Source organism: Microbacterium sp. HSID17254 (genome assembly GCF_003989315.1).
Taxonomy (GTDB): domain Bacteria; phylum Actinomycetota; class Actinomycetes; order Actinomycetales; family Microbacteriaceae; genus Microbacterium.
In genome coordinates this window covers 1-23,844 of the sequence record NZ_RBLT01000029.1, presented here as the reverse complement: position 1 = coordinate 23,844, position 23,844 = coordinate 1, and the positions used below count along the sequence as shown (strand labels likewise).

The window sequence follows — 23,844 nt, the reverse complement described above, 5'->3', positions numbered from 1 at the left end:
CTCAGTGCCGTGCCGCCGCGCGCTCTTCGGCGAGGATCGGCTCCCACTGCTTCTCCAGCTCGCGCTCCTCCGCGTCGGGGAGGAACCCGGCCGGGGCGAAGCGGCGGGACGGCACGGGCGGGTCCTCGGTGTTCTCGCCGCCGCCGTTGCGGATCGCCTTCACGGTCGCGATGACGGCCATGACGATGACGATGATCGCGAGCACCACGAAGATGATCGACAGCGTGCCCTGCACCGCGGTGTTGCGGATGACGGCCTGCAGCACCTCCGGCGCGCCGAGCGTGGTGTCACCGGAGTTCAGCGCCTCCAGGTAGCGGAAGTGGTTCGCCCAGTATCCGATCGCCGGCACCGGCGAGAAGATCTTGTAGAGCGAGGCCGTGATGGTGACGACCGCGGTGAACGCGAGCGGCAGCGCGATGATCCACAGCCACCGGAAGTAGCTGCGACCGCGCTTGGCGACGATGGCCAGCACCACGGCGAGCGCGATCGCCGCGAGGAGCTGGTTCGCGATGCCGAACAGCGGGAAGAACGTGTTGATGCCGCCGAGCGGGTCGGTGACGCCGAGGATGAGGATCGCTCCCCAGCCGGCCACCATGATCGCGGTGCAGATCCACACCCCGGGACGCCAGGAGACGTCGCGGAACTTCGGGAACCAGGCGCCGATCGAGTCCTGCAGCATGAAGCGGGCGACCCGGGTTCCGGCGTCCACCGCCGTGAGGATGAACAGGGCCTCGAACATGATCGCGAAGTGGTACCAGAACGCCATGAGCGCCTGTCCGCCGAGGGCCTGCTGCATGATGTGCGCGAGGCCGAGCGCGAGCGTGGGAGCGCCACCCGTGCGCGAGACGATCGACTCCTCGCCGACCGCAGCCGCCGTGCCGGTGAGCATGTCGGGCGTGAGGTTCACCCCGGTCAGCCCGAGCGAGTTCACGAAGGCGACCGCTCCTTCCACGGTGCCCCCGGTCGCGGCGGCCGGGGCGTTCATGGCGAAGTAGATGCCCTGGTCGATCGAGATCGCGGCGACGAGGGCCATGATCGCGACGAACGACTCCATGAGCATGCCGCCGTAGCCGATGAACCGGGTCTGCCGCTCCTTCTCGACGAGCTTCGGGGTCGTGCCCGACGCGATCAGCGCGTGGAATCCGGACAACGCGCCGCACGCGATCGTCACGAAGAGGAAGGGGAAGAGCGGACCGGCGAACACCGGGCCCATGCCGTTCTCGCCGAAGATGCTGACCGCGGGGACCGAGATCTCCGGACGCACGAGGACGATCGCGCCGGCGAGCATCACGATGACGCCGATCTTCATGAACGTGGAGAGGTAGTCGCGGGGCGCGAGCAGCAGCCAGACCGGCAGCACCGCGGCGATGAAGCCGTAGATGATGATGCCCCACGCGATCGTGGTGCGGTCGAGGTGGAAGATCGCCTGGCCCCACTCGGTGCCGGCGACCCAGCCGCCGCCGATGATGGCGGCCATGAGCAGCACGAAGCCGATGATCGAGACCTCGGTCACCTTGCCCGGGCGCAGATAGCGCAGGTACACGCCCATGAAGAGGGCGATCGGGATGGTCATCGCGACGGAGAAGACGCCCCACGGGCTCTCGCCGAGGGCGTTCACGACGACGAGCGCGAGGATCGCGACGATGATGAGCATGATGAGCAGCGAGGCGATGATCGCCGCAGTGCCGCCGATCTTGCCGAGCTCCTGCCGCGCCATCTGGCCGATGGTCCGGCCGCCGCGCCGCATCGAGAAGAAGAGCACCGTGTAGTCCTGCACGGCTCCCGCGAGCACGACGCCCACGATGATCCAGATGGTGCCGGGGAGGTAGCCCATCTGCGCCGCGAGCACGGGGCCGACGAGCGGTCCGGCGCCCGCGATGGCGGCGAAGTGGTGGCCGTAGAGCACCCGGCGGTCGGTGGGGACGTAGTCCTTGCCGTCCTGCTTCACCTCGGCGGGCGTGGCGCGGCGGTCGTCGGGGCGGGTGATGTACCGCTCGATGACCTTGGAATAGAAGCGATAGCCGATCAGGTAGGTGCAGACGGCGGCGAACACGAACCAGATCGCGTTCACGGTCTCTCCGCGCACGATGGCGAGCATCACCCAGGCGACGCCGCCGAGGAGGGCGATGGCCGTCCACAGCAGGATCTTCGGCAGGGTCCAGCGGCGGCTCTTGGCCTCGTGCTCCGCGGAGAGGGCGACGGGTGGGAGGTTCGGGTCGGTCTCGATGACGGGGTCGCCGTCGACGAGCCCGGCGCCGTCGCGGCGGCGCGACGAAGGTGCGGTCATGGGGTTCTCCTCTGGGGGCGCATCATTGCGTCTCCCCACGGTAGGGAGTGCGCCCCGCCGTCATGCCCGGATCCGAGGACGCTGCGACGAGCGGCGGGGGCCATGCGACGAACGGAGGGCCGGACGATCTGCGCCCGGCACGTCTGCACGACCCGGAGACGACGGCACGGCCGCACGAGGGATTCCCTCGTGCGGCCGTGACCGGGTCGTGCAACCGTTCCCGGATCACCCGGGGGCGTCGGTCTCCGGAGGCGCGGTCGGCTCCGGAGACGGCCCCGGCGTCGGGGTCGGATCCGGCGTCGGCTCGGGAGTCGGCGACGGCTTCGGCGCGGGAGTCGGCGTCGGCGGGGCATCCGCGGGCGTCGTGACCGTCACCACGGTGCGCACGGCCGAGTCACCGTACTGGACGAGTCCGAGGTAGCGGGTTCCGGCGGTCAGACCGGTCCAGCTCAGCTCGTAGCTCGTCTGCTCCCCGCGGACCGCGGCGATCGGGTTCGGCATCGCGGTGAACGAGCCCTCCCCGTCCGGGAGCACGGAGGCGTGGGTCATGTCCCACGTCATCGGCCCGGTGGTCGCGTACACGTTCGCCACGACGAGGTAGGTGCCCGCGGTCGGTGCGGGGATCGTCACCTGCTCGTCGGCCGAGCCCGTCGCCGACTGCCAGCGCTCGTAGTAGCGCAGGTCGTCCGGGCTCACGACCCGGTAGACGGTGAGGTCGAGATCGCTGCCCTCGTCGTCGGAGGAGTCGAGGTCGAAGCGCGAGAGCGTGGCACCCTCCGGCACGTCGACGATCCAGGACACGTCCTTGTTCGCGTCGCCCGAGTTCTCGTTGCCCGAGTGCCCCTCGACCGGGTTGTCCGGGTCGCTGAGGAGCTGGAACGGCGTGAGACCCGAGACGCCCAGCGCCAGATCGCCGTCGAGGCCGGGGGTGATGTCGACGGTCGTGCTGCCGTCGACGCCGCTGCCGGTGATCTCGGCCGGGGCATCCGCCGTGACCGGGAAGACCGCGATCGGCGAGCGCACCGTGTTCTTCTTGCTCGTCCAGGTGAGCGACCCCGTGGCCCACTGCTCGACCGGCGCGGTGGTGCTGTCGAACGTGACCGTGAAGGTCTTCGTCTGCCCCGGCTTGTCGAAGGAGAGCTGGGACGGCGTGACGGTGACGTTCACGCCGGGGACGGAGGCCTTCGCCGTGAACACACCCTTCTCGGTCGAGGTGACCGAGCGGGTGACGGTCTGCGCGCTGGCCAGGGACCCGATCGAGATCGATGCCTGGTTCAGATCGCTGCCGTCGATGGGGTCGATGCCGGGGAAGTCCGACAGCCCCTTCCCGTCGAGGAACGCCGCCCAGTCCTTGAAGCCGTTCAGGTAGAGCAGACCGGGGTTCAGGAACCGCGTCGCATCGACCTGTCCGGCACCCTGCTCGAACGGGTTCGTGTTCTTCGAGCCGTCGGGGAGCACGGTGTCGGAGGCGGTCGTCATCAGGGCCGACCGGATCTCGCCCGGGGTCGCCCGCGGGTGCTCCCCGAGGTAGAGCGCACCGAGGCCCGCGATGTGCGGGGAGGCCATCGACGTCCCGGAGAGGATGCCGAAGGTCGGGTCCTCACCCGGGGCGTTGTGCGTGGCGGCGAGGATCGCCACTCCCGGAGCGGCGATGTCCGGCTTGAGGACGTCGGTGCCGTCGGCGAGGACCGGTCCGCGGCTCGAGAAGCCCGCGATCTGCGGGGTCGGCGTGGTCACACCGGTGGTGTTCTCACCGACGAGGGTGATCGGCCGATCGACGCCGCCCTGCACGTAGGCGAGCACGGCCGCACGGTGCGCCGCGTTCAGGTGCACGGTCGGCACGGCGTGGAAGTCGTTGTCGAGGGAATCCGCACCACCGGGCACGTTCACCAGGACCATGCCGATGCCCCCGGCGTCCTTCACGACCTGAGACTTCTCCGCGCGGGCGTTGCCGCCGCGGTCGCAGACCACGATGTGTCCCGAGACCTTCGCCGGGTCGAGGGTGCCCGGCAGGCACAGCTGCGCATCCACTGCACCGGGCGCCGCGGCATCCACGGCGGCGATGGAGGGTCCCGAGACGCTGTCGCCGAACGGGACGGTCACCGAGGCCCCGGCCTGCTCGAAGCCGTCGAACTGCACGGTGCCCTCCCACGTCGGGATGGTGGAGGCGGCGACCGTCGTGTACCACGGCGAGGCGTGGTCGGCGGTGACCGGATCGGGGCCGTCGTTGCCGGCGCTGGTCGCGACGAAGACACCGGCGGCTGCGGCGTTGAGGAACGCGAGGTCTTCGGGAGCCATCACGGTGCTCGCGGCGCCGCCGCCGATCGAGTAGTTGATCACGTCGACACCGTCCGCCACGGCCTGATCGATCGCGGCCACGAGGTCGCTCAGGGCGCAGATGTCATCCGTCGTCACGGTCGTGTCCGGGCCGACGTAGCAGGCCTTGTAGGCCGCGACCTTCGCCCCGGGCGCGACACCGGAGACCGTTCCGAAGTCGACACCCTCGACCTCGGCGTCCACTCCGAAGTTGCCCGCGGCGGTGCTCGCCGTGTGCGAGCCGTGACCGTCGCCGTCGCGCGGGGAGAGGTAGTCGTACTGGAAGTCGAACCCGGCCGCCTGGGCTCCCGCGAAGAAGTACTGCCCGCCGATGAGCTTCGTCGAGTAGTCGCGCTCGTCCCAGTCCTGACCATCGCGCCGCGGAACTGTCCGCCGTCGGACTTGTCGAAGTAGACGTAGGTGCCGTCGGTGTACGGGTCCGTGCCCTTGTGGCGGCTGTTCTGCTTCTTCTGCTGCTTGAGCTTCTTGCCCTCGAACGAGGGGTGCTCGGGCGCGATGCCGGTGTCGATCACGCCGACCACGACGCCCTCGCCCGCCTTCTTCACGCCTCCGGTCTGCTGCCACACCCCACCGCGGCCCTTGCGGTCGTCGCCGAGGCCGAGGTAGTCGGTCGAGGTCTGCGCGTCGGGGTGACGGATCTCGTCCGGATACACCCCGAGGACGTCCTTCGAGGCGCGGAGCTGGTCCACCTGCTCACCCGAGAGGTCGGCGCTGAAACCGTTGAGCACCACCTGGTAGGTCGTGTCCGGGGTGACCCCGACATCGTTGATGAGGCTGCTCTGCTCGGACTCGAGGTGCTTGACGTAGCGCTGCGCGTCCTGCGACTGCGTCTCGAGCTGCTCGCCCTCGTCGGGCTTCGTCGCCTTCAGGCCCTTGACGTCGCCTTCGTAGCTGGCGAGGGGATCGGCCTTCATGATCACGATGTAGTGCCCGGGGGTCCCCGCGACCGGAACGGGGTGCGTCACCTCCCCGGTCGCTGCGTGGCCTGCGGTTGCCGTCGATGCGATGAACAGCGTCGCCAGGGTGGTGGCTGCTGCGATCCGAAGGGGTGTTCGACCCATATCTCGCTCCTGATGATCCGATGATCCCGATGCCGCGTCGTCGCCGCACCGCGGCTCACGATAGCCCCGCCGTTCGGCGCCGGATCGAGAACTGAACGATGGTCGCCCCCGATCGTGCCGATCGGTCACGATGGACGGCGGCCGACTCTCCGAATGTCGCCAGTAGGCTGGAGACGTGGCCCGAACCTCCGTCCTGTCGACCAGAGTGCTGCTGATCTGCGCAGCGATCGGTGTCGCCACGGGCATCCTCGGCGGCATCGCCGGATGGGTCACTCCCCTCCTCCTGGCCAGCCCGCTGCTGTTCCTCTACGGCCTCGTGCTGGGCTCGCACGTGCTGCCGGGCATCATCGCGCAGGAGGTGCTGCGGCTGCCGTTCGTGGCGCTCATCACGCACGTGTTCGCCGCCCTCATCGCGAGCGCCTTCAACCCGGCGTGGTCGCTGCGGTTCATCGGCACCGCGCTGCTCTTCGGCCTCATTCAGGAGGGTGTCGCCGCCCTCACCCGCTATCGCTCCTGGGGCGCCTGGCGGTTCTTCGTCTCGGCGGTCGTGATCGGCGGCGTCGTGGCGGTGGCGGTGTTCTTCGCGGCGAACCTCGCGGTCATGCCGCTGTGGGCTCAGCTGCTGTACCTGGCGATCTCCGTGCTCGGCCCGGTGGCCTGGACGGCGATCGGCCTCGCCATCGGTTCGGCGCTGCGCACCGCCGGCGTCGCGCGCCGCTGATCACGCACCGGGCCCGCTGGCAGCACAGGTAAGGCTCAGCTAAGTTAGAGTCACACCCTCCGTCGAACCAGGGACGTGCCGTGCGCCCATCCGCACCCCTCCTCCGCGTGCGCGAGCTGACCCTCACCCACGCGGACGCCGTGCACCCGTCGCCCCGTGACGTGACCTTCGACATCGATCCCGGCGAGGTCGTGCTGCTGCTCGGCCCGTCCGGTTCCGGGAAGTCGACGCTCACGCTCGCCCTCAACGGCCTCATCCCGCACGCGCTCCCCGCGACGATGACCGGCGCCGTCGAGGCCGGAGGCGTCGACACGACCACCGCGCACACCGCGACGCTCAGCACGCACGTCGCCATGGTCTTCCAGGATCCGGACGCGCAGATCGTCACAGGGACGGTGTACGACGAGGTGGCCTTCGGCCCGGAGAACCTCCTGCTCCCGGTCGAGGCCGCGCGGGCCCGCGTGGAGGACGCGTTGCGGCGCGTCGGCCTGTGGGAGCGCCGTGACGACAACCCCGACCACCTCTCCGGCGGGGGGCGGCAGCGTCTCGCCATCGCCTGCGCCCTCGCGATGGGCTCTCCTCTCATCGTGCTGGACGAGCCGACCGCGAACCTCGACCCCCAGGGGATCGACGACGTGTACGCGGCGCTGACCGAGGTCGTGGCCGCCGGGGACCGGGCCATCCTCCTCGTCGAGCACAACCTCGACGCCGCGATGCGTTTCGTCACGCGCACCATCGTGCTCGACCGCGAGGGCCGGGTGGTCTTCGACGGTCCGGCGGCCGAGACCATCCGCGCGCATGCCGACGAGCTCGTGGCGATGGGGGTCTGGCTGCCCGCCGCGACGCTCGCCGCGCTCCGCCTCCGCGACCGGGGGATCGTCCTCGACCCGCTGCCGCTGACACCCGAGGCGCTGGCCGCCGCACTGCCTCCCGGCCCCGGCGCCGCGTCCTCGGTGCCGGTCGGCGACCCTCGCCCCGCCGACCGGGAGCCCATCATCCGGGCCCGCGGCCTCACGGTCACACGGCGCCGCACCGAGATCCTGCACGGGGTCGACCTCGACATCGCCGCCGGGAGCCTCACCGCGATCGTCGGGGCGAACGGGGCGGGCAAGACGACGCTGATCCAGGCTCTCGCCGGGGTCGTGCCGCCGCCGAGAGGTCGGGTCTCCGTCGACGGTATCGATCCGGGCACCGCCTCGCCTCGGGAGCTCGCGGCCCGCATCGGCTTCGTGTTCCAGAACCCGGAGCACCAGTTCATCGCCGCCACCGTGTTCGACGAGCTCGCCCACGGGCTCCGGCTGCGCCAGGTGCCGGACGACGAGGTCCGCACGCGGGTGGCGGAGATGCTGGAGCGGTTCGGGCTGACGCACAAGGCCGACGTGCATCCGTTCCTCCTCTCCGGCGGCGAGAAGCGACGGCTCTCCGTGGGCACCGCCCTCATCACCCGTCCCCCCGTCCTCGCCCTCGACGAGCCCACGTTCGGGCAGGACCGGGCCCGAGCCGCCGAGCTCCTGCACCTGCTGGAGAGCCTGCGGGCGGACGGCACGACCGTGGTCATCGTCACGCACGACCTGCAGCTCGTCGCCGAGCACGCCACCGACACGGTCGTCCTCGCCGACGGGCGGGTGCGGGCCGCCGGTCCGACGGCGGCACTGTTCGCTGATCCCGCGATCCTCCCCTCCGCCGGCCTGCGCGTCCCCGCGTTGCAGCGGGTGCTCACCGCGGCCGGGTGGGAGGTGTCGCCATGACGATGACCACGCTCGATCCGTACGCGCCGCTCACAGCCACGTCGCGGCGGCAGTTCCTCTACGGCCTCAACCCGCTGGCGAAGGTCGCCGGGTTCGCCCCCGCCATGCTGCTCCTCGTCTTCGTGCGGGACCTGGCCACCCCCGCCGCCTTCCTCGTGCTCGCCTACGCCCTCATCCTCATCGGAGCGCGGGTGACGGGGCGCCTCCTCGCGCTGCTCCTGCTCGGTCTTCCCGCGGGCATGCTCGCGATCGGCGTCGGCTTCTCGCTGTGGGTCGACGCGGCCCTGGTCGCCGACACCGCCCCCGTCGTGACGATCGGCGACTGGACCCTCTACGGCGGTGCCCTCCTCATCGGGTTCGCTACGGCGCTCCGGCTCGGATCGATCGTCGCGCTCGCGCTCGTCGGCGGCCTCACCACCAGCGGCTCCGACCTCGTGCGTGCGAGCGTGCAGCAGCTGCGCGTGCCGTACCGCATCGGGTACACGGCCCTGGCCGCCTTCCGCTTCGTGCCCCGGTTCGGGCACGAGCTCGCCGTCATCCGTGCCGCGCACCGGGTGCGCGGTTACCACGGCGGCCGCGGCCCCTTCGCACGGATCGCCCGCGGCTGGGGGTACATCGTCCCGCTGCTCGCGGGTGCCATCCGGCATGCGGAGCGCGTCGCCCTCGCGATGGACTCCCGGGCGTTCGGTGCGCATCCGACGCGGACCGAACGGCACCTCGTGCCGTTCCGCACGAGGGACACCGTCTTCACCGTGGCGATGCTCGCCGTGTCGGCCGCGATCTTCGTCGTCTTCTTCCCCTGGCAGCTCCCCTGAAAGGCGCCCGCATGGCATTCAGCAAGATGGTCAAGCCGGAGACGGCCGAGCTCCTGCACCTCACCGTGCTCCGCACCGAACGGCTCGCGCCGCACTGGGTGCGGGTGACCCTGGGCGGCGGCGAGATCGACCGCTTCCGTCCGATGGGCTACGACCAGTGGTTCCGGCTGTTCCTGCCGATCGGCGGGGAGGCCGGGCTCGAGCGGGTGCCCGCCAAGGCGAACCGGATGTTCGGGTATCTGAAGTTCCTCCGCATCCCCGACGGCGAGCGCCCCGTGATGCGCAACTACACCGTGCGCGCGTACCGCCCGGCCACTGCCGAGACCGGCGCCGAGCTCGACGTCGACTTCGTGCTGCACGGCTCGGCGGCCGACGGCACCGCCGGGCCGGCCTCCCGATGGGCGGAGACCTGCGCCCCCGGCGAGCACGTCCTCATCATCGACGAGGGCCTGACGTTCAACCCCGAGCGGGGCACCGACCGGGTCGTGCTCGTGGGCGACGAGACCGCCCTCCCCGCGATCGCGTCGATCAGCGCCTCCCTGCCGGCCGACGCCGCGGGCACGGCGATCATCGAGGTCCCGTCTGCGGAGGACGCCCTGGAGTTCGCGCATCCGTCGGGGCTCGACGTGGTGTGGATCGTGCGGCCGCACGAGATCCCGCCCGGGGTTCTCGCCCTGGACGCCCTCGGCAGGACGGCACTCCCCGACGCTCCGTTCCACGCGTACGCGGCCGGCGAGCAGTCCCTGGCCTCCGGCGTCCGCAAGCAGCTCGTCGGCGAGCGCAGCGTCGACAAGAACGCCGTCAGCTTCTGTGGCTACTGGAAGATCGGCGCCGCCTCCCCCGCCTCGAAGGCCGCCCGCGAGGCCGCCGCCGAGCCCCTCGCCTGAGGCCGGGCACAGCTTCGGAGACAGGGCACGACACGCCGGGGCGGAAGAGGCCGCCCCGGCGCGTCGTCGGGAATCTCCGAAGTTGTGCCCGCTGACCTCACTTCACACTGCCCTGCGTGAGCCCGCCGACGAGCCACTTCTGCAGGAACAGCGCCAGCAGGTAGATCGGGATCAGCCCGGAGAGGCTCGCGGCGGCCATCTGCCCGAACATCACCTCTCGACCGCCCTGCATGAGCGCGATGCCCACGGGGAGCGTCTGGGAGTCGACGCTCTGCGTGAGCAGCAGCGGGATGAGGAAGTCGTTGTACGCGAGGATGAAGACGATGATCGACACCGCCACGATGCCCGGGGCCGTGAGCGGCAGGATCACCGCCCAGAGGGTGCGCAGCGGACCGCATCCGTCGATCTGCGCCGCCTCGTCGACCTCGAACGGGATCGAGCGGAAGAACCCGTCGAGCAGCCACACCGCCACCGGCGTGAGCAGCAGACCCTCGACGATGCCCAGCCCGATCACCGAGTCCATGAGCCCCGCGGTGCGCACCAGGACGAAGAGCGGGATGATCGCCACGATCGGCGGGGCGACGTACGCCGAGACGATGAGCCCGAGGGTCTGCTTCCCGCCGGCACGCAACCGGGCCATCGCGTAGTTCGCCGGGATCGCCACGAGCAGCGACACGACCACCGCCCCGACCGCCGCACCGATCGAGTTGCGGAGGTAGGTGAGGATCGGCCAGTTCTCGAACGCGGCCACCCAGTTCTCGAACGCGAGACGAGACGGGAGGATGCGCGTGGACAGGATGTCGTCCGGGCTCTTGAACGACATGCTCACCATGTACAGCACGGGCAACAGCGCGAGGACGATCGCGACGATGATGACGACGGCCTTCACCGCCGTGACGGTGACGGACGGCCGGCCGGGCCGGGAGATGCTCGCGGTCCGACGGCGCCGCTGGCGACGGCGGGCGTCGGGAACCACCAGCGTGACGGTCGCGCTCTCGTCGACCCGATCCGTGGAGCGGAGTGTGAGCGACATGGTCAGCCCTCTCTGTGCAGCCGCTGCCGCACGGCGTTGAGCGGCAGGATGACGATGGTGACCAGCACCAGGAAGGCGATGGTCTGCGCGGCGGCGGCGCCGACGTCGAACGTCTGCAGCCCGGTCCGATAGATCTGGTAGCTGCTGACGGTGGTGTCGAAGCCCGGCCCGCCGCTGGTCATGATGAACACGAGGTCGAAGACCTTGAACGAGACGACGAGCTTGAGCAGCAGCACGGTGATGAGGCTCGGGAGCACGAGCGGGAACGTGATGCGCCAGAACGTCTGCCGCACCCCGGCACCGTCGACCTGGGAGGCCTCGTACACCTCGGTCGGCAGGGTCTGCAGCGCGGCGAACACGAGCAGCACGCAGAACGGCGTCCACTGCCAGGCGTCCACCAGGATCACGGAGATCATCGCCGCGGGGCTGGAGCCGAGGAACAGGAACGGCTCGGACCCGGGCGCGAACGACTGCCCGATGTTGTTGAGCAGTCCCCCGGTCGGGGCCAGCATGAGCTTCCAGATGACGCCCGCCATCACCGGCGGTGTCATCAGCGGCAGCAGGAGCAGCACCCGGATGACGCGGCCGCCCTTGACCGCGGCGTCCAGCGACAGGGCGACGACCAACCCTGCCACGAGCGCGATCAGGGCGGAGGGGATGGCGAAGAGCAGCGACCTGCCGAGGGACGGGAGGGTGACCCCGTCCCCCAGCAGTGCCGCGAAGTTGTCGAACCCGACCCATTCGGTGAACGGCCGGCCCAGCGACGACTCCGAGAAGGAGGCGGCGATGATGTAGCCGAGCGGGTAGATCGCGATGATGACGATCGCGATGACGGCGGGCGCGAGCAGGGCGCGTCCCGTCCACGACGCGCGTCGGGCGCGGCGCCGGGAGGTGACGGGGTGCGACATGAGCGGTCCTTTCGGGTTCGACGAGGGGATCAGTCGGCCAGGGACTGCCAGGTGTCCCAGGTGTTCTGCATCGCCTGTTCGGCGGTGAGGCCGCCCTGCAGCATCAGCGCCAGGTTGTCGCTGAGCGACTGGATCATCTCCGGCGCCTGCGGCGAGGTCGGCCAGGACTGCGCGTTGGGCAGCACCTCGGCGGCGACCGCCGAGACCTCGGGGGCGAACTCGACGTACTCCGGGCTCTCCAGCGTGGAGGTGCGGGTGGGGTCGACACCGGAGCCGGTCGTCGTGATGAGCTTCTCGTTCGTCTCCTTCGACGAGGCGAACGCGACGAACTGCTTCGCGAGGTCCTCGTCGCTCGCGTTCGGGCTGATGCCCATCGCCCATCCCGCGTTGAGCGCTCCGGAGACCTTGCCCTCGGGGCCCACCGGCAGCGGGGCGACGCCCCAGCCGTCGACGATCTTCGACTGCTCCGGGTCCTGCGCGAACACGCCCAGGTCGGTCCAGAACTCGATCATCCCGACCGACCCGGACAGGAACTGCGGCAGCGCCTGCTCGAATCCGATCTCCAGCGGACTGGGGAGGGCCGACGGCGAGGCGTCGAGCATCGACTGCGCGGCGGCCACCGCGTACTCGGTGTCGAGCTGCGGCATCTGCGGGTCGATCGGGTCGGGCGACATCGTCGCGAGCCGGTTGAAGAACGTCGACCCGATGTTGAACGCGCTCTTCGAGCCGAGCAGCGCGTTGCCGTAGACGCCGTCCGCCTTCTCGGCGTCGGTGATCTTCTTCGAGACCTCGACGTACTCGTCCCACGTGGTCGGGACCTCGACGCCGTTCCGCTCGAAGATCGCCTTGTTGTAGAAGAGCACGTGCGTGTCGCCGTCGATGGGCAGACCGTAGGTGGCGCCCTCGTACTGCGAGTACGGTCCGAAGATCGCCTCGATGAAGTCGCCGGAGTCGATGTCCTCGTCGGACTCGACCCAGTCGGTGATGTCGGCGAGCGCCCCGGCGTCGGCGAGGGCGCCGACCGACGTGTACCAGTACTGGATGACGTCGTAGTTGTTGGTGCCGGACTGCGCGTCGAGGATCGCCTTGGTCTGGATCTGGTCGTAGGGGACGACCTCGACCTCGACCTCGACGCCGGTCTCGGCCTCGAAGTCCTTCTCGAGGATGGCCCCCGCGCCCTCCTGGGGTGCGGCGATGAGGACCTTCAGGGTCTTGTCCCCTCCGTCGCCGGAGGGGCCTCCCGCGTCCCCGCCGCAGCCGGCGAGCACGAGGCCCGCCGTGGATGCCAGGGCGATGACGGGAAGGGCACGGCGCACGAGGCGCGCGGTCGGAGAGGGGCGTCGTTGCCTGCTCATGGTGGTGTCCTTTCGATGGTTCTTCTCGGGTGAGAGGGGGGGAACGTCAGGCGCCGGATCGGGGGTCCGGCGTCCAGGGGCGGTCGACCTTGTCGCCGTCCACCCAGGGGGTCTTGACGAAGACCGCACGGAAGGTCTCGTCGAAGGGGTTGCGGACGAAGTGCTCCTCGTGCGGCTCGGCGCGCAGCACGTCCCCGGCGGAGACGACACGGCACGTGTCGCGGTCCAGCCAGATCTCGGCGCGGCCCTCGATCACGACGAACGACTCCGTGTGGTGCTCGTGGAGGTGGTTCGCGAACTCGTCTCCCGGGCGGAGCACGACGACGCCGAAGGCCGCGTCCTCCGCCTGGGCGAGGTATCCCGGACCCCAGTCGCCGAACCGCAGTGCGGCGTCGGCGGTCCGCAGCACGTCGGCGCTCATGCCGGCACCGGGGCCTCGGTGGTCGCGCGGAACAGCTCGTACGCGTCGGCGGGGTCGAGGTCGTCGTGCACGACGGCGCGGACGGCGGTCATCATCGCGGCGGGGGCGGCGCTCTGGAAGATGTTGCGCCCCATGTCGACGCCGGCCGCCCCGGCTCGCACGGCGCGGGAGGCCATGGTGAGCGCGTCGAGCTCCGGCAGCTTCTTGCCGCCCGCCATGATGACCGGGACGGGGCATCCGGCCACCACATCCTCGAAGCCCTTGTCGCAGTAGTAGGTCTTGACCAGCTGCGCGCCGAGCTCGGCGATGATGCGGGTCGCGAGTCCGAGGTAGCGGGCGTCGCGCACCAGCTCCTTGCCCACCGCGGTCACGCCGAGCACGGGGATCCCGGCCGCGTACCCCTCGTCGACGAGGGTGGTGAGGTTGCGGATGCTGCGGCTCTCGTGCTCGCCGCCGACGAAGACCTGCACGGCCACGGCATCGGCGTTGAGCCGGACGGCGTCCTCCATCGCCATCGCCGTGTACTCGTCCGAGAGGTCCTTGAGGATTGAGGGTCCCCCGGAGGCGCGCAGCACGAGCCCGGCACGCGTCGCCGGCGGGAGGGAGGTGCGCAGCGCGCCTCTCGTGCCCATCAGCGCGTCCGCCTGCGCGGCGAGCGGCGCGATGTTGAGGTCGATGCGCTCGAGTCCCGACGTCGGCCCCTGGAAGTAGCCGTGGTCGAAGGCGAGCATGACCGTGCGCCCGGTCTCCGGATCGAGGATTCGGGACAGGCGGTTCTGCATGCCCCAGTCGAGGTTGGCGGCGCCACGGATGTTCTGCGTGAACCGGACGCCGGGCGTCCCGACGTGGAACTGCTTGGCGTCGGCGTTGCCGTCGAGGTCTGCCATGGAGGTCTCCTTCGTGTTGTCGTCAGCCGGCGTGGCCGACGGGCGAGAGGCGGGGGGTGGAGGGGTCGAGGGGGCCGCGGGCCGCCCCCGGCGGGGTGAAGAGCGGAGGGAGGTCGGGGCTCGAGATCGCCAGGACGTCGCGGTAGACGCGGTGCCAGCGCTCGGTGACCGCGCAGTACTGCTCGTGCTCGGCGGGATCGACCCGTTCGACCCGCTCGGCGTCGCCCATGGGCGGGAGCGTGGCGCCGACACCGGCGGCGGCGAGACGCGCGGCACCGTACGACGTGGCCTCGGGGGCGGGGGTGACGCGCGTGTCCAGGCCGGTGACGCCGGCGATGATCCGCGGCCACAGCGCTCCCGCACTCGACCCGCCGGTGAACGTCACGGTGCCGTCCGCGACCGCGCGGCCCGCGGTGAGGGCGGAGAGGATCTCCAGGTGCGCGCCGGCAACGATGGCCGCGGACTCCTCGATCGCCCGGATGAACGCCCCGCGGGACGATCCGGCGGCGTCGTTGATGTCGAATCCGACGAACGCGGGCGCGGCGTGGTGCCACGCGTCGGCCTGCATGACGTTCGCCATCGTGGCGACCACGCCGTTCGCGCCGACCGGGACCTCGGCGGCCCACTCCTCCATGATGCGGAAGGCGGAGCGGCCCTCCGCGCGTCCGAGCGCCGCCGCGTCGGGGCACATCGCGTCCCGGAACCAGCGCATGGCGAGTCCCGAGAGGAAGCCGATGCCCTCGATCATCCAGGTGCCGGGGTCGACGTGGCAGAGGGTGCGCAGACGACGATCCGGGTCGACGAGAGGCTCCGCGACGACGGCCGTCGTCTGCCAGAACGTCCCGGCGACGATCGTCGGAGTCCCCTCTCGCGCCGCGATGCCGTGGAGGGCGAGCTGCGTGTCCGCCCCGCCGGCGACGACCGGGGTGCCGACGGGCAGCCCCGTCGCGGCCGCCGCCGCGGGCGTCACAGCGCCGACGACCTCGCCGGCCGCGACGACCGGGGGCAGGATGCGCCGGTCGATGCCGACGAGATCCGCGAGGTCGGCGGACCATCCCCGCGCGCGGAGGTCGAAGAGGGCGGAGCTCGACCCGCAGGTCGGCTCGGTGACGAAGACGCCGGTGAGCCGGGTGGTGACCCAGTCGCTCAGCATGCCGAGGTGGCGCGCACGGGAGAGGACCTCCGGCTGGTGGCGCGCGATCCAGCGCAGCCGAGCCGGTGCGGTGATCGACACCCAGTCCCCGGCGGTGCGGTAGATCTCGTCCGCGACGCCCTCCGCCACGAGCTCGTCCGCCGCGGCGCGGGCCCGACCATCCGTGTTCGGGCAGGCCCAGATCTCCGTGCCGGCCTCGTCGAACAGCACGAAGCCCTCGCGCATGCTGGAGGCAGCGACGGCGGCGACGCGGCGGCCGTCCAGCCGCGCGACGACCTCGGCGACCGCGCCGGCGATGGCCTCCCAGCCGTTCGCGGTGTCGAAGGCCGTGCCACCGGGGTGGCCCGGGATCGCGCGGTGGGTCCACTCCCGGGCGGCGTGGGTCACGAGCCGACCCTCGATGTCGAAGGCGAGGGCGCGTGCGGAGCCGGTCCCGGCGTCGATCGCCAGGAAGACGTCGGTCAGCGCTCCCATCGCAGATCACCTCCTGCCAGGAACCGCTCGACTTCCGCGGCGAGCATGTCCGCACCGCGGGCGAGCGTCTCGTGTGTCGCTCCGGCGAGGTGGGGGGTGAGGACCAGGTTCGGCTCCGCGACGAGCTCGCGCCACGGCCCGTCGGGCTCGTTGACGTCGAGGGCGACGCCGGCGAGCTGTCCGGAACGCAGCCCGTCCAGCAGTGCGTGCTCGTCGACGAGCGACTCGCGGGCGGTGTTGATGAGGAACGCGCCGCGCGGCATCCGCTCGATCTGCGCCCGGCCGATCAGGTGCCGGTTCTCGGCGGTCGCCCTGGCGTGCACGCTGACCACGTCGCTAGCGGAGAGCAGCGCGTCGAGGTCGCCCACGATCGTCGCATCGGTCACCGTCTCGGGATCGACGAAGGGGTCGTACGCCGTGATGACGGCCCCGAGGGCGCGAGCTCGCGCCGCGACCAGCCGGGCGACGTTGCCGTAGCCGACGAGCCCGAGGCGCAGCCCCTTGACCTCGCGTCCGAACCACCGGGCGCCCTCGAACGTCGACTCGGCGAGCGCACGCCCGTCCGCCACCCGGTCGTCCACGTCCCGAAGGGAGGCCGGCACGTTGCGCACCAGAGAGATGAGGAAGCCGATGGTGAGATCCGCGACGGCGTCGGCGTTCTTGCCCGGCGTGGTCGTCACGCGGACGCCGGCTCCGCGGGCCGCGTCGAGGTCGACGTTCACGGGGCCGCCCCGTGCGCAGCCGAGGAGGCGGAGGCCGGGCAGGGCCGCGATGACCTCGGCGGTGACGGGGGCGGCGTGGAAGGCGACGACGTCATACCCCGCGGCGAGCCGGGCGACCTCGGCCGGATCGCCCTCGAACTCGCGGATCGCGGCGGTGTCCCAGGTGGGCTCCGCGATCGTCATCGTGACCGCGTCGGTCTCGATCCCCCGCTCCCGGAAGGCGCGGGTGAAGACCTCGGCGGTCATGTAGCTGTCGCCGATGACGAGGATGCGGTGGTCGGTCATGCAGGGCTCCCGGAGGATCGAGGGACGGGGAAGGGGTCAGCGGAGCGCGGCCGGGTATCGGCCGGAAGCGGTCTCGTTCGAGATGCCCGCCGCGTCGAAGCCGGTGTCGACGCTCACGCGCAGACGGTCCGTCCGCACGGAGGCGCGGGAGATGTCGATGGGCTGCCCGCTCTGGTCGTAGGCGACGGCCTCGACCACGACGATCGGATGCCCCGGCTCGACCTCGAGCAGTCCCGCGAGCATGCGGTCGGCCGAGACGGCCTCGATCGTGCGGTGCATGCGCGCGATCCGCACACCGGTGACGCGGGAGATCGCGGCGTAGAGGCTGGCCCGGGGGTCGCGGAGGTCGGGAAGGACGCCGACGAAGCGCGTCGGCAGGTAGTTGATCACGTGGACGGCGGTGCGGGCGCCGACGGCGCGCACGCGCTCCAGGACGAAGCCCATGCCGTCGGGCGAGTCGCGACCGACCACCGCGGCGGCCCAGGACGGCAGCGGCTCGATCCCTCCGCGGAGGATCTCCGAACTGAGGGCGCTGCGTCCATCCTCGCTGTACTCGCCGAGCAGGCTCGGCGCGGAGGGCAGCGTCCAGGCGGACGGCCCCTGGGCACGCTCGACGAACGCGCCCTTGCCCTGCTGCCGCGAGATGATCCCGGCGCTCTCGAGACGGGACAGCGCATCGCGGACCGAGGTCCGGGAGGCCGCGAAGTGCGCGCGCAGCTCGCTCTCGCTCGGCAGGCGGTCCCCGGGCGCCCAGGCGCCCTGGGCGATCTGCCCCTCGACGGCGCGCATGATCTGGAACCAGATCGGAGCCGTCGACGTACGGTCGAGCTGCGGCAGGGTGAGCGTGGACATTCCGGCCTCTTCGGTGAGCGGGTGCGAGGACATCGGCGTCCTCGAGCCGGACGTTGCCTGTCCGGACATGTATCGATCATGGACCAGCACATGTATCCCCTGAAGAGACAAGTCAGAAGAAAGTCGGCCCCCTGGTCGGACCCGGAATTATCCCCTCGTCATCAGGCTTTTCTGCGCAGAACGACAACCCAGGGACCGGCACGCCGCACGGCCGACTGTCCCCGCCGGCGCCACTCGTCGATACAAGTGGGGCCGCACCCCTCTGCCTCCAGACGGAAAACGCACCCTCGGGATGTCCCGAGGGTGCGTTTCTCCTGCGGCCCGCCGCGCGGGCCCTGCGTCAGCGCTTGCCGGCGATCTGACGCCCGACGATCTCGCGCATGATCTCGTTCGTGCCGCCGTAGATGCGGTGCACGCGGGCGTCGAGGAAGGCGCGGGCGATGGGGTACTCCGTGATGTAGCCGTAGCCGCCGTGGAGCTGCACGCCGGCGTCGAGCACCTCCCACTCCCGCTCGGTCGCCCAGAACTTGACCTTCGCGGCCTCTTCGGCCGAGAGCCTGCCGTCCTTGTAGGCCAGCAGTGCACGGTCGATGAAGGCCCACAGCGCGTCGACCGTGGCGGACATGTCGGCGATGGTGAAGCGGCTGTTCTGGAAGTCGATGATGCGCTCCCCGAACGCCTCGCGGTCCTTCGTGTAGGCGACGGTCCAGTCGAGCGCGGCCTGTGCGGCGGCGGCTCCGGCCACGCCGATCGAGAGGCGCTCGAGCGGGAGGTTCATCATGAGCTGGATGAAGCCCTTGCCCTCGACACCGCCGATGAGGTTCTCCTCGGGCACGAACACGTCGCTGAACGACAGCTCGGCGGTGTCGTGACCGTGGAAGCCCATCTTCGAGAGCTTCTTGCCGTTGTCGAACCCTTCCATGCCCTTCTCGATGAGGACGAGGCTGAACGCGTCGGGCCGGTTGCCCTCGCCCGTCTTGACGAAGGTCACGACGAGGTCGGCGGTCGCGCCCGACGAGATGAACGTCTTGGCGCCGTTGACGAGGTAGCCGCCGTCGACCTTCTTCGCCGTGGTCTTGATGCCGCGGAGGTCGGAGCCGGCACCGGGCTCGGTCATGGCGAGCGCGCCGACGACCTCTCCGGTGGCCATGCGGGGCAGCCACTTCTCCTTCTGCTCCTGCGTGCCCATGTGCACGAGGTACGGCACGGCCAGGTCGTCCTGGATGCCGAAGGCCCCGGCGAGCGAGCCCGCCCCGGCCGCGATGACCTCTTCGTTCACGATCGCGCGGAAGCGGTAGTCCTGCAGCATCCCGGCGCCGCCGAACTCCTCGGGCACGGAGAGCCCGATGATGCCGGCCTCACCCGCGGCGCGCATCGTGGCGCGGTCCACCTCGCCGGCGGCGTCCCACTTCTCGATCGCCTCGTGCGTGACGTGGCGCTTGACGAAATCCTTGACGAGGTCGCGGAATGCCTCGTGATCCTCTTCGTAGATGTCGCGTTCCATGCCGTCCTCCCGAACGTGTCGTGCGTCGTTGCTCCGGCGAGTCTACGGCGGGAACACGGGGCAGGACAGGCGATTGTGAGAATGCATCCCATCCCGAGTGGGACTGGGTACCGCGTTTGTGGAAAGCCTCAGAGCACGCCGAGCGCCACCGCGGACCCGTCCGTTCAGTGCTCGTAGTCGGGAGCGGCGGGCAGGCCGAAGAACTCCTCGAGGGTGTGGAAGCCGCCCTCGTGATACGCCGCCGCGAGCTCCGTGCCGACGTAACGCAGGTGCCAGGGCTCCGGCGCATACCCGGTGACCGGGGTGCCGACCTGCTCGTAGCGCACGATGAACCCGTACTCCCAGGCGTGCGCGGCCACCCACTCGCTCTGCCGCGTCGCCCCGAAGCCGTCGAGACCGCCGCACCCGGCATCGCAGGCCACGACGTCGAGGGCGAGACCGGTCTGATGCTCGCTGTGCCCTGGGCGCGCCGAGCCGGCGTCCGCGTCGGCCTGCCCCTGGTCCCGCACGTGGGCGCCGTAGGTCGCGACCTGCAGCCCGTAAGACCGGTAGCCGTTGTTCGCGCCGATGCGGCCGACGCCCGCAGCCGCGGCGGCCTCCGCCATGCGCCCGACCGCGTCGGCAACCTCCGCGCGCACGCGGCCCGACGGCGTCGTCATCTGCAGGGGCACCTGGCCCAGTTCCGCGGGCTCGTAGGCGGCCGGATCGAGCGGACGCCCCTTGTTCACCACCACCCAGATCCGGGCGGGATCGCTGAGCGAGACGCAGGGTGCGTTCCCCGCGACCACCGCCTCACGGAAGCGCGCTCCGCCGCCGAACCCCGCGATGGTGGCGGCGTCATCCCCCGCCGCGATCGCCTCCTGCACCCCGGGGTCGGCACAGGGGTCCGCCGCGGGCGTCGCCGCGTTCTCCACGGTCGGCACCTGCATCACCGCGACCGGCCGCGGCATGTCCTCCGAGGCGACAGGGGTCGCGGCCGCCCCGGTGAGGGACAGCAGCACGCCCACCGCGGTCACCGCCAGCCCGACCGGGAGGGCGGGGCCGAAGATCGGGGAGCGCGGCGCCGCATGCTGCGCGTACGGCGAGGAGGGCATGGCCCCATTCTTCCATTCGAACATTGATGCCATACTCGCTTGACTTTGATTCGATTCTTTGTTCGACTAGGACGATGCGGTGGCAGGGACAAAAGCTCGCGGACAGCGACGAGGCGGCGCTGCCCGGTCTCGAGAACCGGTCCAGCGTCCTCCGCACGGTGACGACGCCGGAGTTCGCCGGGATGACGTTCCACGAGGTGCTGTCGAAGTCCGCTCTCAACCACGTCCCCGGGGCGTCGCGCATGCCCTTCGCCTGGACGATCAACCCCTACCGCGGCTGCTCCCATGCCTGCACGTACTGCTTCGCACGAGGCACGCACGAGTACCTCGACCTCGACGGCGGTGCCGACTTCGACACCCAGATCGTCGTCAAGGTCAACGTCGTCGAGGTGCTCGAACGGGAGCTGCGCCGCGGGAGCTGGCAGCACGAGACGGTCGCCCTCGGCACGAACACCGACCCGTACCAGCGGGCCGAGGGGCGCTACGCCCTCATGCCCGGCATCATCGAGGCGCTCGCGGCGTCGGGCACCCCGATGTCGATCCTCACGAAGGGCACGCTGATCCGCCGCGACATCCCGCTGCTGAAGAAGGCGGCGCAGCGCGTGCCGGTCGACGTGCAGATGTCGATCGCGATGTACGACGACGCGCTGCAGAAAGCGATCGAGCCCGGCGCTCCGACCACGCAGGCCCGCCTCGACACGGTGCGCGCCCTCGCCGACGCCGGGTTCCCGGTCACGGTGTTCCTCATGCCGATCATGCCGCACCTCACCGACTCCCTCGCCGCGATCGACGACGCCCTGCGCCGCATCAAGGCCGCCGGAGCGCGGAGCGTGATCTACGGAGCCCTGCACCTGCGTCCGGGCGTCAAGCCGTGGTTCTTCCAGTGGCTCGGCGAGAACCGTCCCGACCTCGTGTCGTCGTACCGGGGGCTCTATCCCGGAGCGTCCGTCGAGGCGCCGAAGCCGTATCGGCAGTGGCTCGCCAAGCGCGCCCGTCCCCTCATCCGGACGCACGGACTCGACGGCCGGCACGAAGACGACTATCCGCGGCGCGGGTTCCGCCCGGGCCAAGGCCACGTGCAGACGGAGACCCCGGCGGCCGGGCCGGTGATGTTCACCCCGAGCGGCCGCGCTGCCGCGTCCCCTCCTCCCCAGCCGATGCTGTTCTGAGTCGGTCACGGAAGGGGTGCTGCGCCACGTAGGCTCGAGGATCATGGCGATCGGTTCGACAGTCCACACGTTCGAGATGCAGCTGGCCGACACCGATCGCGGGGTCTACGAGGACGTCTCGCTCCGCGTCGCCCGGCATCCCTCCGAGACCGACGCGTACATGCTCACCCGGGTGCTCGCGTATGGACTCGAGTTCGCGGAGGGCATCGCGTTCGGCGGCAGCGTCTCCGACACGGACGAGCCCGCCGTGCTCGTGCGCGACCTCACGGGGCGGGTCACCGTCTGGATCGAGGTGGGCGCTCCCGATGCCGCACGGCTGCATCATGCCACCCGCCTCGCGGACCGGACGGTGGTCTACACGCACCGCGATCCCGCCAAGGTCATGGCGCCGTGGGCCGACAAGCGCATCCACCGGGCCGAGGACATCCGGGTCTACAGCTTCGATCCCGGCTTCGTCGACACCGCCACGCCCCACCTCGCCCGCCGCAACACCCTGACCCTCACGGTCACCGAGGGCGTCCTCTACCTCGACCTCAACGGTACGTCCCTGATGACGTCCCTCCACGAGCACACCCTCCCCTGACCCGGCCGGTGCGGAGTGCGAAAAGGCCCCGGAGACCGAAGTCTCCGGGGCCTTTCTGATCCCGAACGGGTCAGGAGGTGAGCTCGGCGGCGGACGGCACGCGCCCGGCGATCTCCTCGATCACGTCGTCGTCCAGGCGGGCCTGCTCGAACGGGGCCTCGATCTCGGCGCGACCGAGCAGCTCGGTCATCCGGCGCTGGCGCTGCCGAGTGATGAGCGTGACGACCCGGCCCGAGCGCCCCGCGCGACCCGTGCGACCGGAGCGGTGCAGGTACGTCTTGTACTCGTCCGGCGCGTCGGCCTGGACCACGAGGTCGATGTCGTCGACGTGGATGCCGCGCGCGGCGACGTCGGTCGCGACGAGCACGTTCACCCGACCCGAGGTCAGCTTCTCCAGGTTCCGCGTGCGCTTGGCCTGGTTGAGATCGCCGTGCAGCGACACCGCGGGGATCCCCGCGTCGTCGAACTGGTCAGCCAGCATCTCGGCGTAGGCGCGAGTACGGGCGAAGACGAGCGTCTTGCCCTCGCGGTCGACGAGCGACGTGAGGATGTCCGCCTTGTCGCGGTGCTCGATGACGAGCACCCGGTGCTCGATGGTGCTGGAGCCCTGGTCCTCGCCGGCGACCTCGAACACGGCGGGGTCGACGAGGAACTCGTCCACCAGCGCCGCGACCTCGCGGTCGAGCGTCGCGGAGAACAGGAGCTTCTGGCTGCCCTCGGCCGTGCGGCGGAGGATGCGCTGCACGGGCTCGACGAATCCGAGCTCGCACATGTGGTCGGCCTCGTCGAGCACCGCGATCCGGCAGTCCGACAGGTCGAGCTTGCCCTGGTTCATCAGGTCCTCGATACGGCCGGGGGTGCCGATGACGATGTCGACGCCCTTCTTCAGCGCGCCCACCTGGCGACCCTGGGGCACACCGCCGTAGATCTGCGTCGTGAAGAGGCCGACGCTGCGGGCGATCGGCTGGATGGTCCGGTCGATCTGCAGCGCGAGTTCGCGCGTCGGGGCGAGGATGATCGCGCGCGGCGCCCGGCCGAACTCGCGACGCTTGCCCGCCTGCGACTGCAGCACCCGCTCGACGAGCGGTGCCCCGAAGGCGATGGTCTTGCCGGAGCCCGTGCGTCCGCGGGCGAGCACGTCGCGCCCCTCGAGGACGGCGGGAATGCTCGCCGCCTGGATCGGGAACGGCGTCGCGGCGCCCATGTTGTTCAGGGTCTCGGTGATGTTGGAGCCCAGGCCGAGGTCGGCGAACGTGACGCCCTCGACCTCGACGGCCTGCACGGCCTGTGCCTCGAGGCGCTCGTGGACGACGTCGTCGGCCTGCTCGAAGGCCGCCTTCGGCTTCGCGTTCCAGTCGCTCCGGGTCGGACGCTCGTCGCGACGAGGGCGCTCGTCCCGACGCGGCCGCTCGGTGCGGTAGGCCCCTCCGGTCGACGGCCGCTCGCGCCCGCCCTCGAAGGAGCGCTGCGTGCGGTCGCGGTCGAACGCGCGGCGCGCACGGGCGGCGTCGTACGAACGCTCGGTCCCCTGCTCACCGCCGCGGGTGC

General features: G+C 70.9%; 19 protein-coding genes and 1 pseudogene. 6 read left to right on the top strand and 14 right to left on the bottom strand.

Going from position 1 to position 23,844, the window contains the following annotated elements; genetic code table 11:
• Position 1: 1 nt before the first annotated feature.
• From D8M34_RS13830 to D8M34_RS19875, 3 genes and pseudogenes are all read right to left on the bottom strand, one after another.
• A complete protein-coding gene (locus D8M34_RS13830; RefSeq protein ID WP_126894287.1) occupies positions 2 to 2,287 on the bottom strand; it encodes a carbon starvation CstA family protein in 2,286 nt (761 codons plus the stop codon).
• Positions 2,288 to 2,512: 225 nt separating this feature from the next.
• Positions 2,513 to 4,936: a S8 family serine peptidase gene (locus D8M34_RS13825; RefSeq protein ID WP_446723733.1), complete on the bottom strand. Its 2,424-nt coding sequence runs from the start codon at positions 4,934 to 4,936 to the stop codon at positions 2,513 to 2,515.
• A 101-nt stretch (positions 4,937 to 5,037) separates the two neighbouring features.
• A pseudogene (locus D8M34_RS19875) lies at positions 5,038 to 5,538 on the bottom strand (S8 family serine peptidase); the annotation flags it as partial.
• 322 nt (positions 5,539 to 5,860) lie between these two features.
• Here D8M34_RS19875 and D8M34_RS13815 point away from each other — a divergent pair.
• The 4 genes from D8M34_RS13815 to D8M34_RS13800 all read left to right on the top strand — a co-directional run bounded on the left by D8M34_RS13815 (position 5,861) and on the right by D8M34_RS13800 (position 9,856).
• Entirely contained in the window at positions 5,861 to 6,406 is a 546-nt protein-coding gene (locus tag D8M34_RS13815; protein ID WP_126894284.1) for an ECF transporter S component, read from the top strand.
• A gap of 80 nt (positions 6,407 to 6,486) precedes the next feature.
• Positions 6,487 to 8,154, top strand: a complete 1,668-nt coding sequence (locus tag D8M34_RS13810; protein ID WP_126894283.1) for an ABC transporter ATP-binding protein — start codon at positions 6,487 to 6,489, stop codon at positions 8,152 to 8,154.
• On the top strand, positions 8,151 to 8,969 hold the full coding sequence (locus tag D8M34_RS13805; RefSeq protein WP_085604861.1) for an energy-coupling factor transporter transmembrane component T: 819 nt from the start codon (positions 8,151 to 8,153) through the stop codon (positions 8,967 to 8,969). The genes D8M34_RS13810 and D8M34_RS13805 overlap by 4 nt, the downstream gene beginning before the upstream one ends.
• Positions 8,970 to 8,980: 11 nt before the next feature.
• A complete protein-coding gene (locus tag D8M34_RS13800; RefSeq protein ID WP_126894282.1) occupies positions 8,981 to 9,856 on the top strand; it encodes a siderophore-interacting protein in 876 nt (291 codons plus the stop codon).
• A 97-nt stretch (positions 9,857 to 9,953) separates the two neighbouring features.
• On the opposite strand, the gene D8M34_RS13795 is transcribed toward D8M34_RS13800, so the two are convergent.
• From D8M34_RS13795 to D8M34_RS13750, 10 genes are all read right to left on the bottom strand, one after another.
• Complete coding sequence (locus tag D8M34_RS13795) at positions 9,954 to 10,889, bottom strand: carbohydrate ABC transporter permease (RefSeq protein WP_126894281.1); 936 nt, start codon at positions 10,887 to 10,889, stop codon at positions 9,954 to 9,956.
• 2 nt (positions 10,890 to 10,891) lie between these two features.
• Entirely contained in the window at positions 10,892 to 11,797 is a 906-nt protein-coding gene (locus D8M34_RS13790) for a carbohydrate ABC transporter permease (RefSeq protein ID WP_126894280.1), read from the bottom strand.
• 29 nt (positions 11,798 to 11,826) lie between these two features.
• Entirely contained in the window at positions 11,827 to 13,152 is a 1,326-nt protein-coding gene (locus D8M34_RS13785; protein ID WP_126894279.1) for an ABC transporter substrate-binding protein, read from the bottom strand.
• Between the two features lie 46 nt (positions 13,153 to 13,198).
• A complete protein-coding gene (locus D8M34_RS13780; RefSeq protein WP_126894278.1) occupies positions 13,199 to 13,573 on the bottom strand; it encodes a cupin domain-containing protein in 375 nt (124 codons plus the stop codon).
• On the bottom strand, positions 13,570 to 14,460 hold the full coding sequence (lsrF, locus tag D8M34_RS13775; protein WP_126894277.1) for a 3-hydroxy-5-phosphonooxypentane-2,4-dione thiolase: 891 nt from the start codon (positions 14,458 to 14,460) through the stop codon (positions 13,570 to 13,572). Before lsrF ends, D8M34_RS13780 begins: the two co-directional genes overlap by 4 nt.
• Before the next feature lie 22 nt (positions 14,461 to 14,482).
• Positions 14,483 to 16,087 carry an FGGY family carbohydrate kinase gene (locus tag D8M34_RS13770; protein WP_126894276.1) on the bottom strand — a complete coding sequence of 535 codons (1,605 nt, stop codon included), beginning with the start codon at positions 16,085 to 16,087 and terminating at the stop codon, positions 14,483 to 14,485.
• Complete coding sequence (locus tag D8M34_RS13765; RefSeq protein ID WP_126894275.1) at positions 16,075 to 17,094, bottom strand: NAD(P)-dependent oxidoreductase; 1,020 nt, start codon at positions 17,092 to 17,094, stop codon at positions 16,075 to 16,077. Before D8M34_RS13765 ends, D8M34_RS13770 begins: the two co-directional genes overlap by 13 nt.
• 36 nt (positions 17,095 to 17,130) lie before the next feature.
• A complete protein-coding gene (locus D8M34_RS13760) occupies positions 17,131 to 17,946 on the bottom strand; it encodes a GntR family transcriptional regulator (protein WP_161973074.1) in 816 nt (271 codons plus the stop codon).
• Positions 17,947 to 18,286: 340 nt separating this feature from the next.
• Positions 18,287 to 19,450, bottom strand: a complete 1,164-nt coding sequence (locus tag D8M34_RS13755) for an acyl-CoA dehydrogenase family protein (protein WP_025104683.1) — start codon at positions 19,448 to 19,450, stop codon at positions 18,287 to 18,289.
• 164 nt (positions 19,451 to 19,614) lie between these two features.
• Positions 19,615 to 20,544 carry a M15 family metallopeptidase gene (locus D8M34_RS13750; RefSeq protein ID WP_126894274.1) on the bottom strand — a complete coding sequence of 310 codons (930 nt, stop codon included), beginning with the start codon at positions 20,542 to 20,544 and terminating at the stop codon, positions 19,615 to 19,617.
• A 74-nt stretch (positions 20,545 to 20,618) separates the two neighbouring features.
• On the opposite strand from D8M34_RS13750, the gene D8M34_RS13745 reads away from it, so the two are divergent.
• Together D8M34_RS13745 and D8M34_RS13740 are read left to right on the top strand one after the other, a co-directional pair.
• Positions 20,619 to 21,713: an Rv2578c family radical SAM protein gene (locus tag D8M34_RS13745; RefSeq protein WP_025104685.1), complete on the top strand. Its 1,095-nt coding sequence runs from the start codon at positions 20,619 to 20,621 to the stop codon at positions 21,711 to 21,713.
• 43 nt (positions 21,714 to 21,756) lie between these two features.
• Positions 21,757 to 22,296 carry a YaeQ family protein gene (locus tag D8M34_RS13740; protein ID WP_062637342.1) on the top strand — a complete coding sequence of 180 codons (540 nt, stop codon included), beginning with the start codon at positions 21,757 to 21,759 and terminating at the stop codon, positions 22,294 to 22,296.
• 70 nt (positions 22,297 to 22,366) lie between these two features.
• Here the strand turns inward: D8M34_RS13740 and D8M34_RS13735 are convergent.
• Positions 22,367 to 23,844: DEAD/DEAH box helicase (locus D8M34_RS13735; RefSeq protein ID WP_238695664.1), on the bottom strand; the 1,478-nt coding region annotated here is incomplete at its 5' end.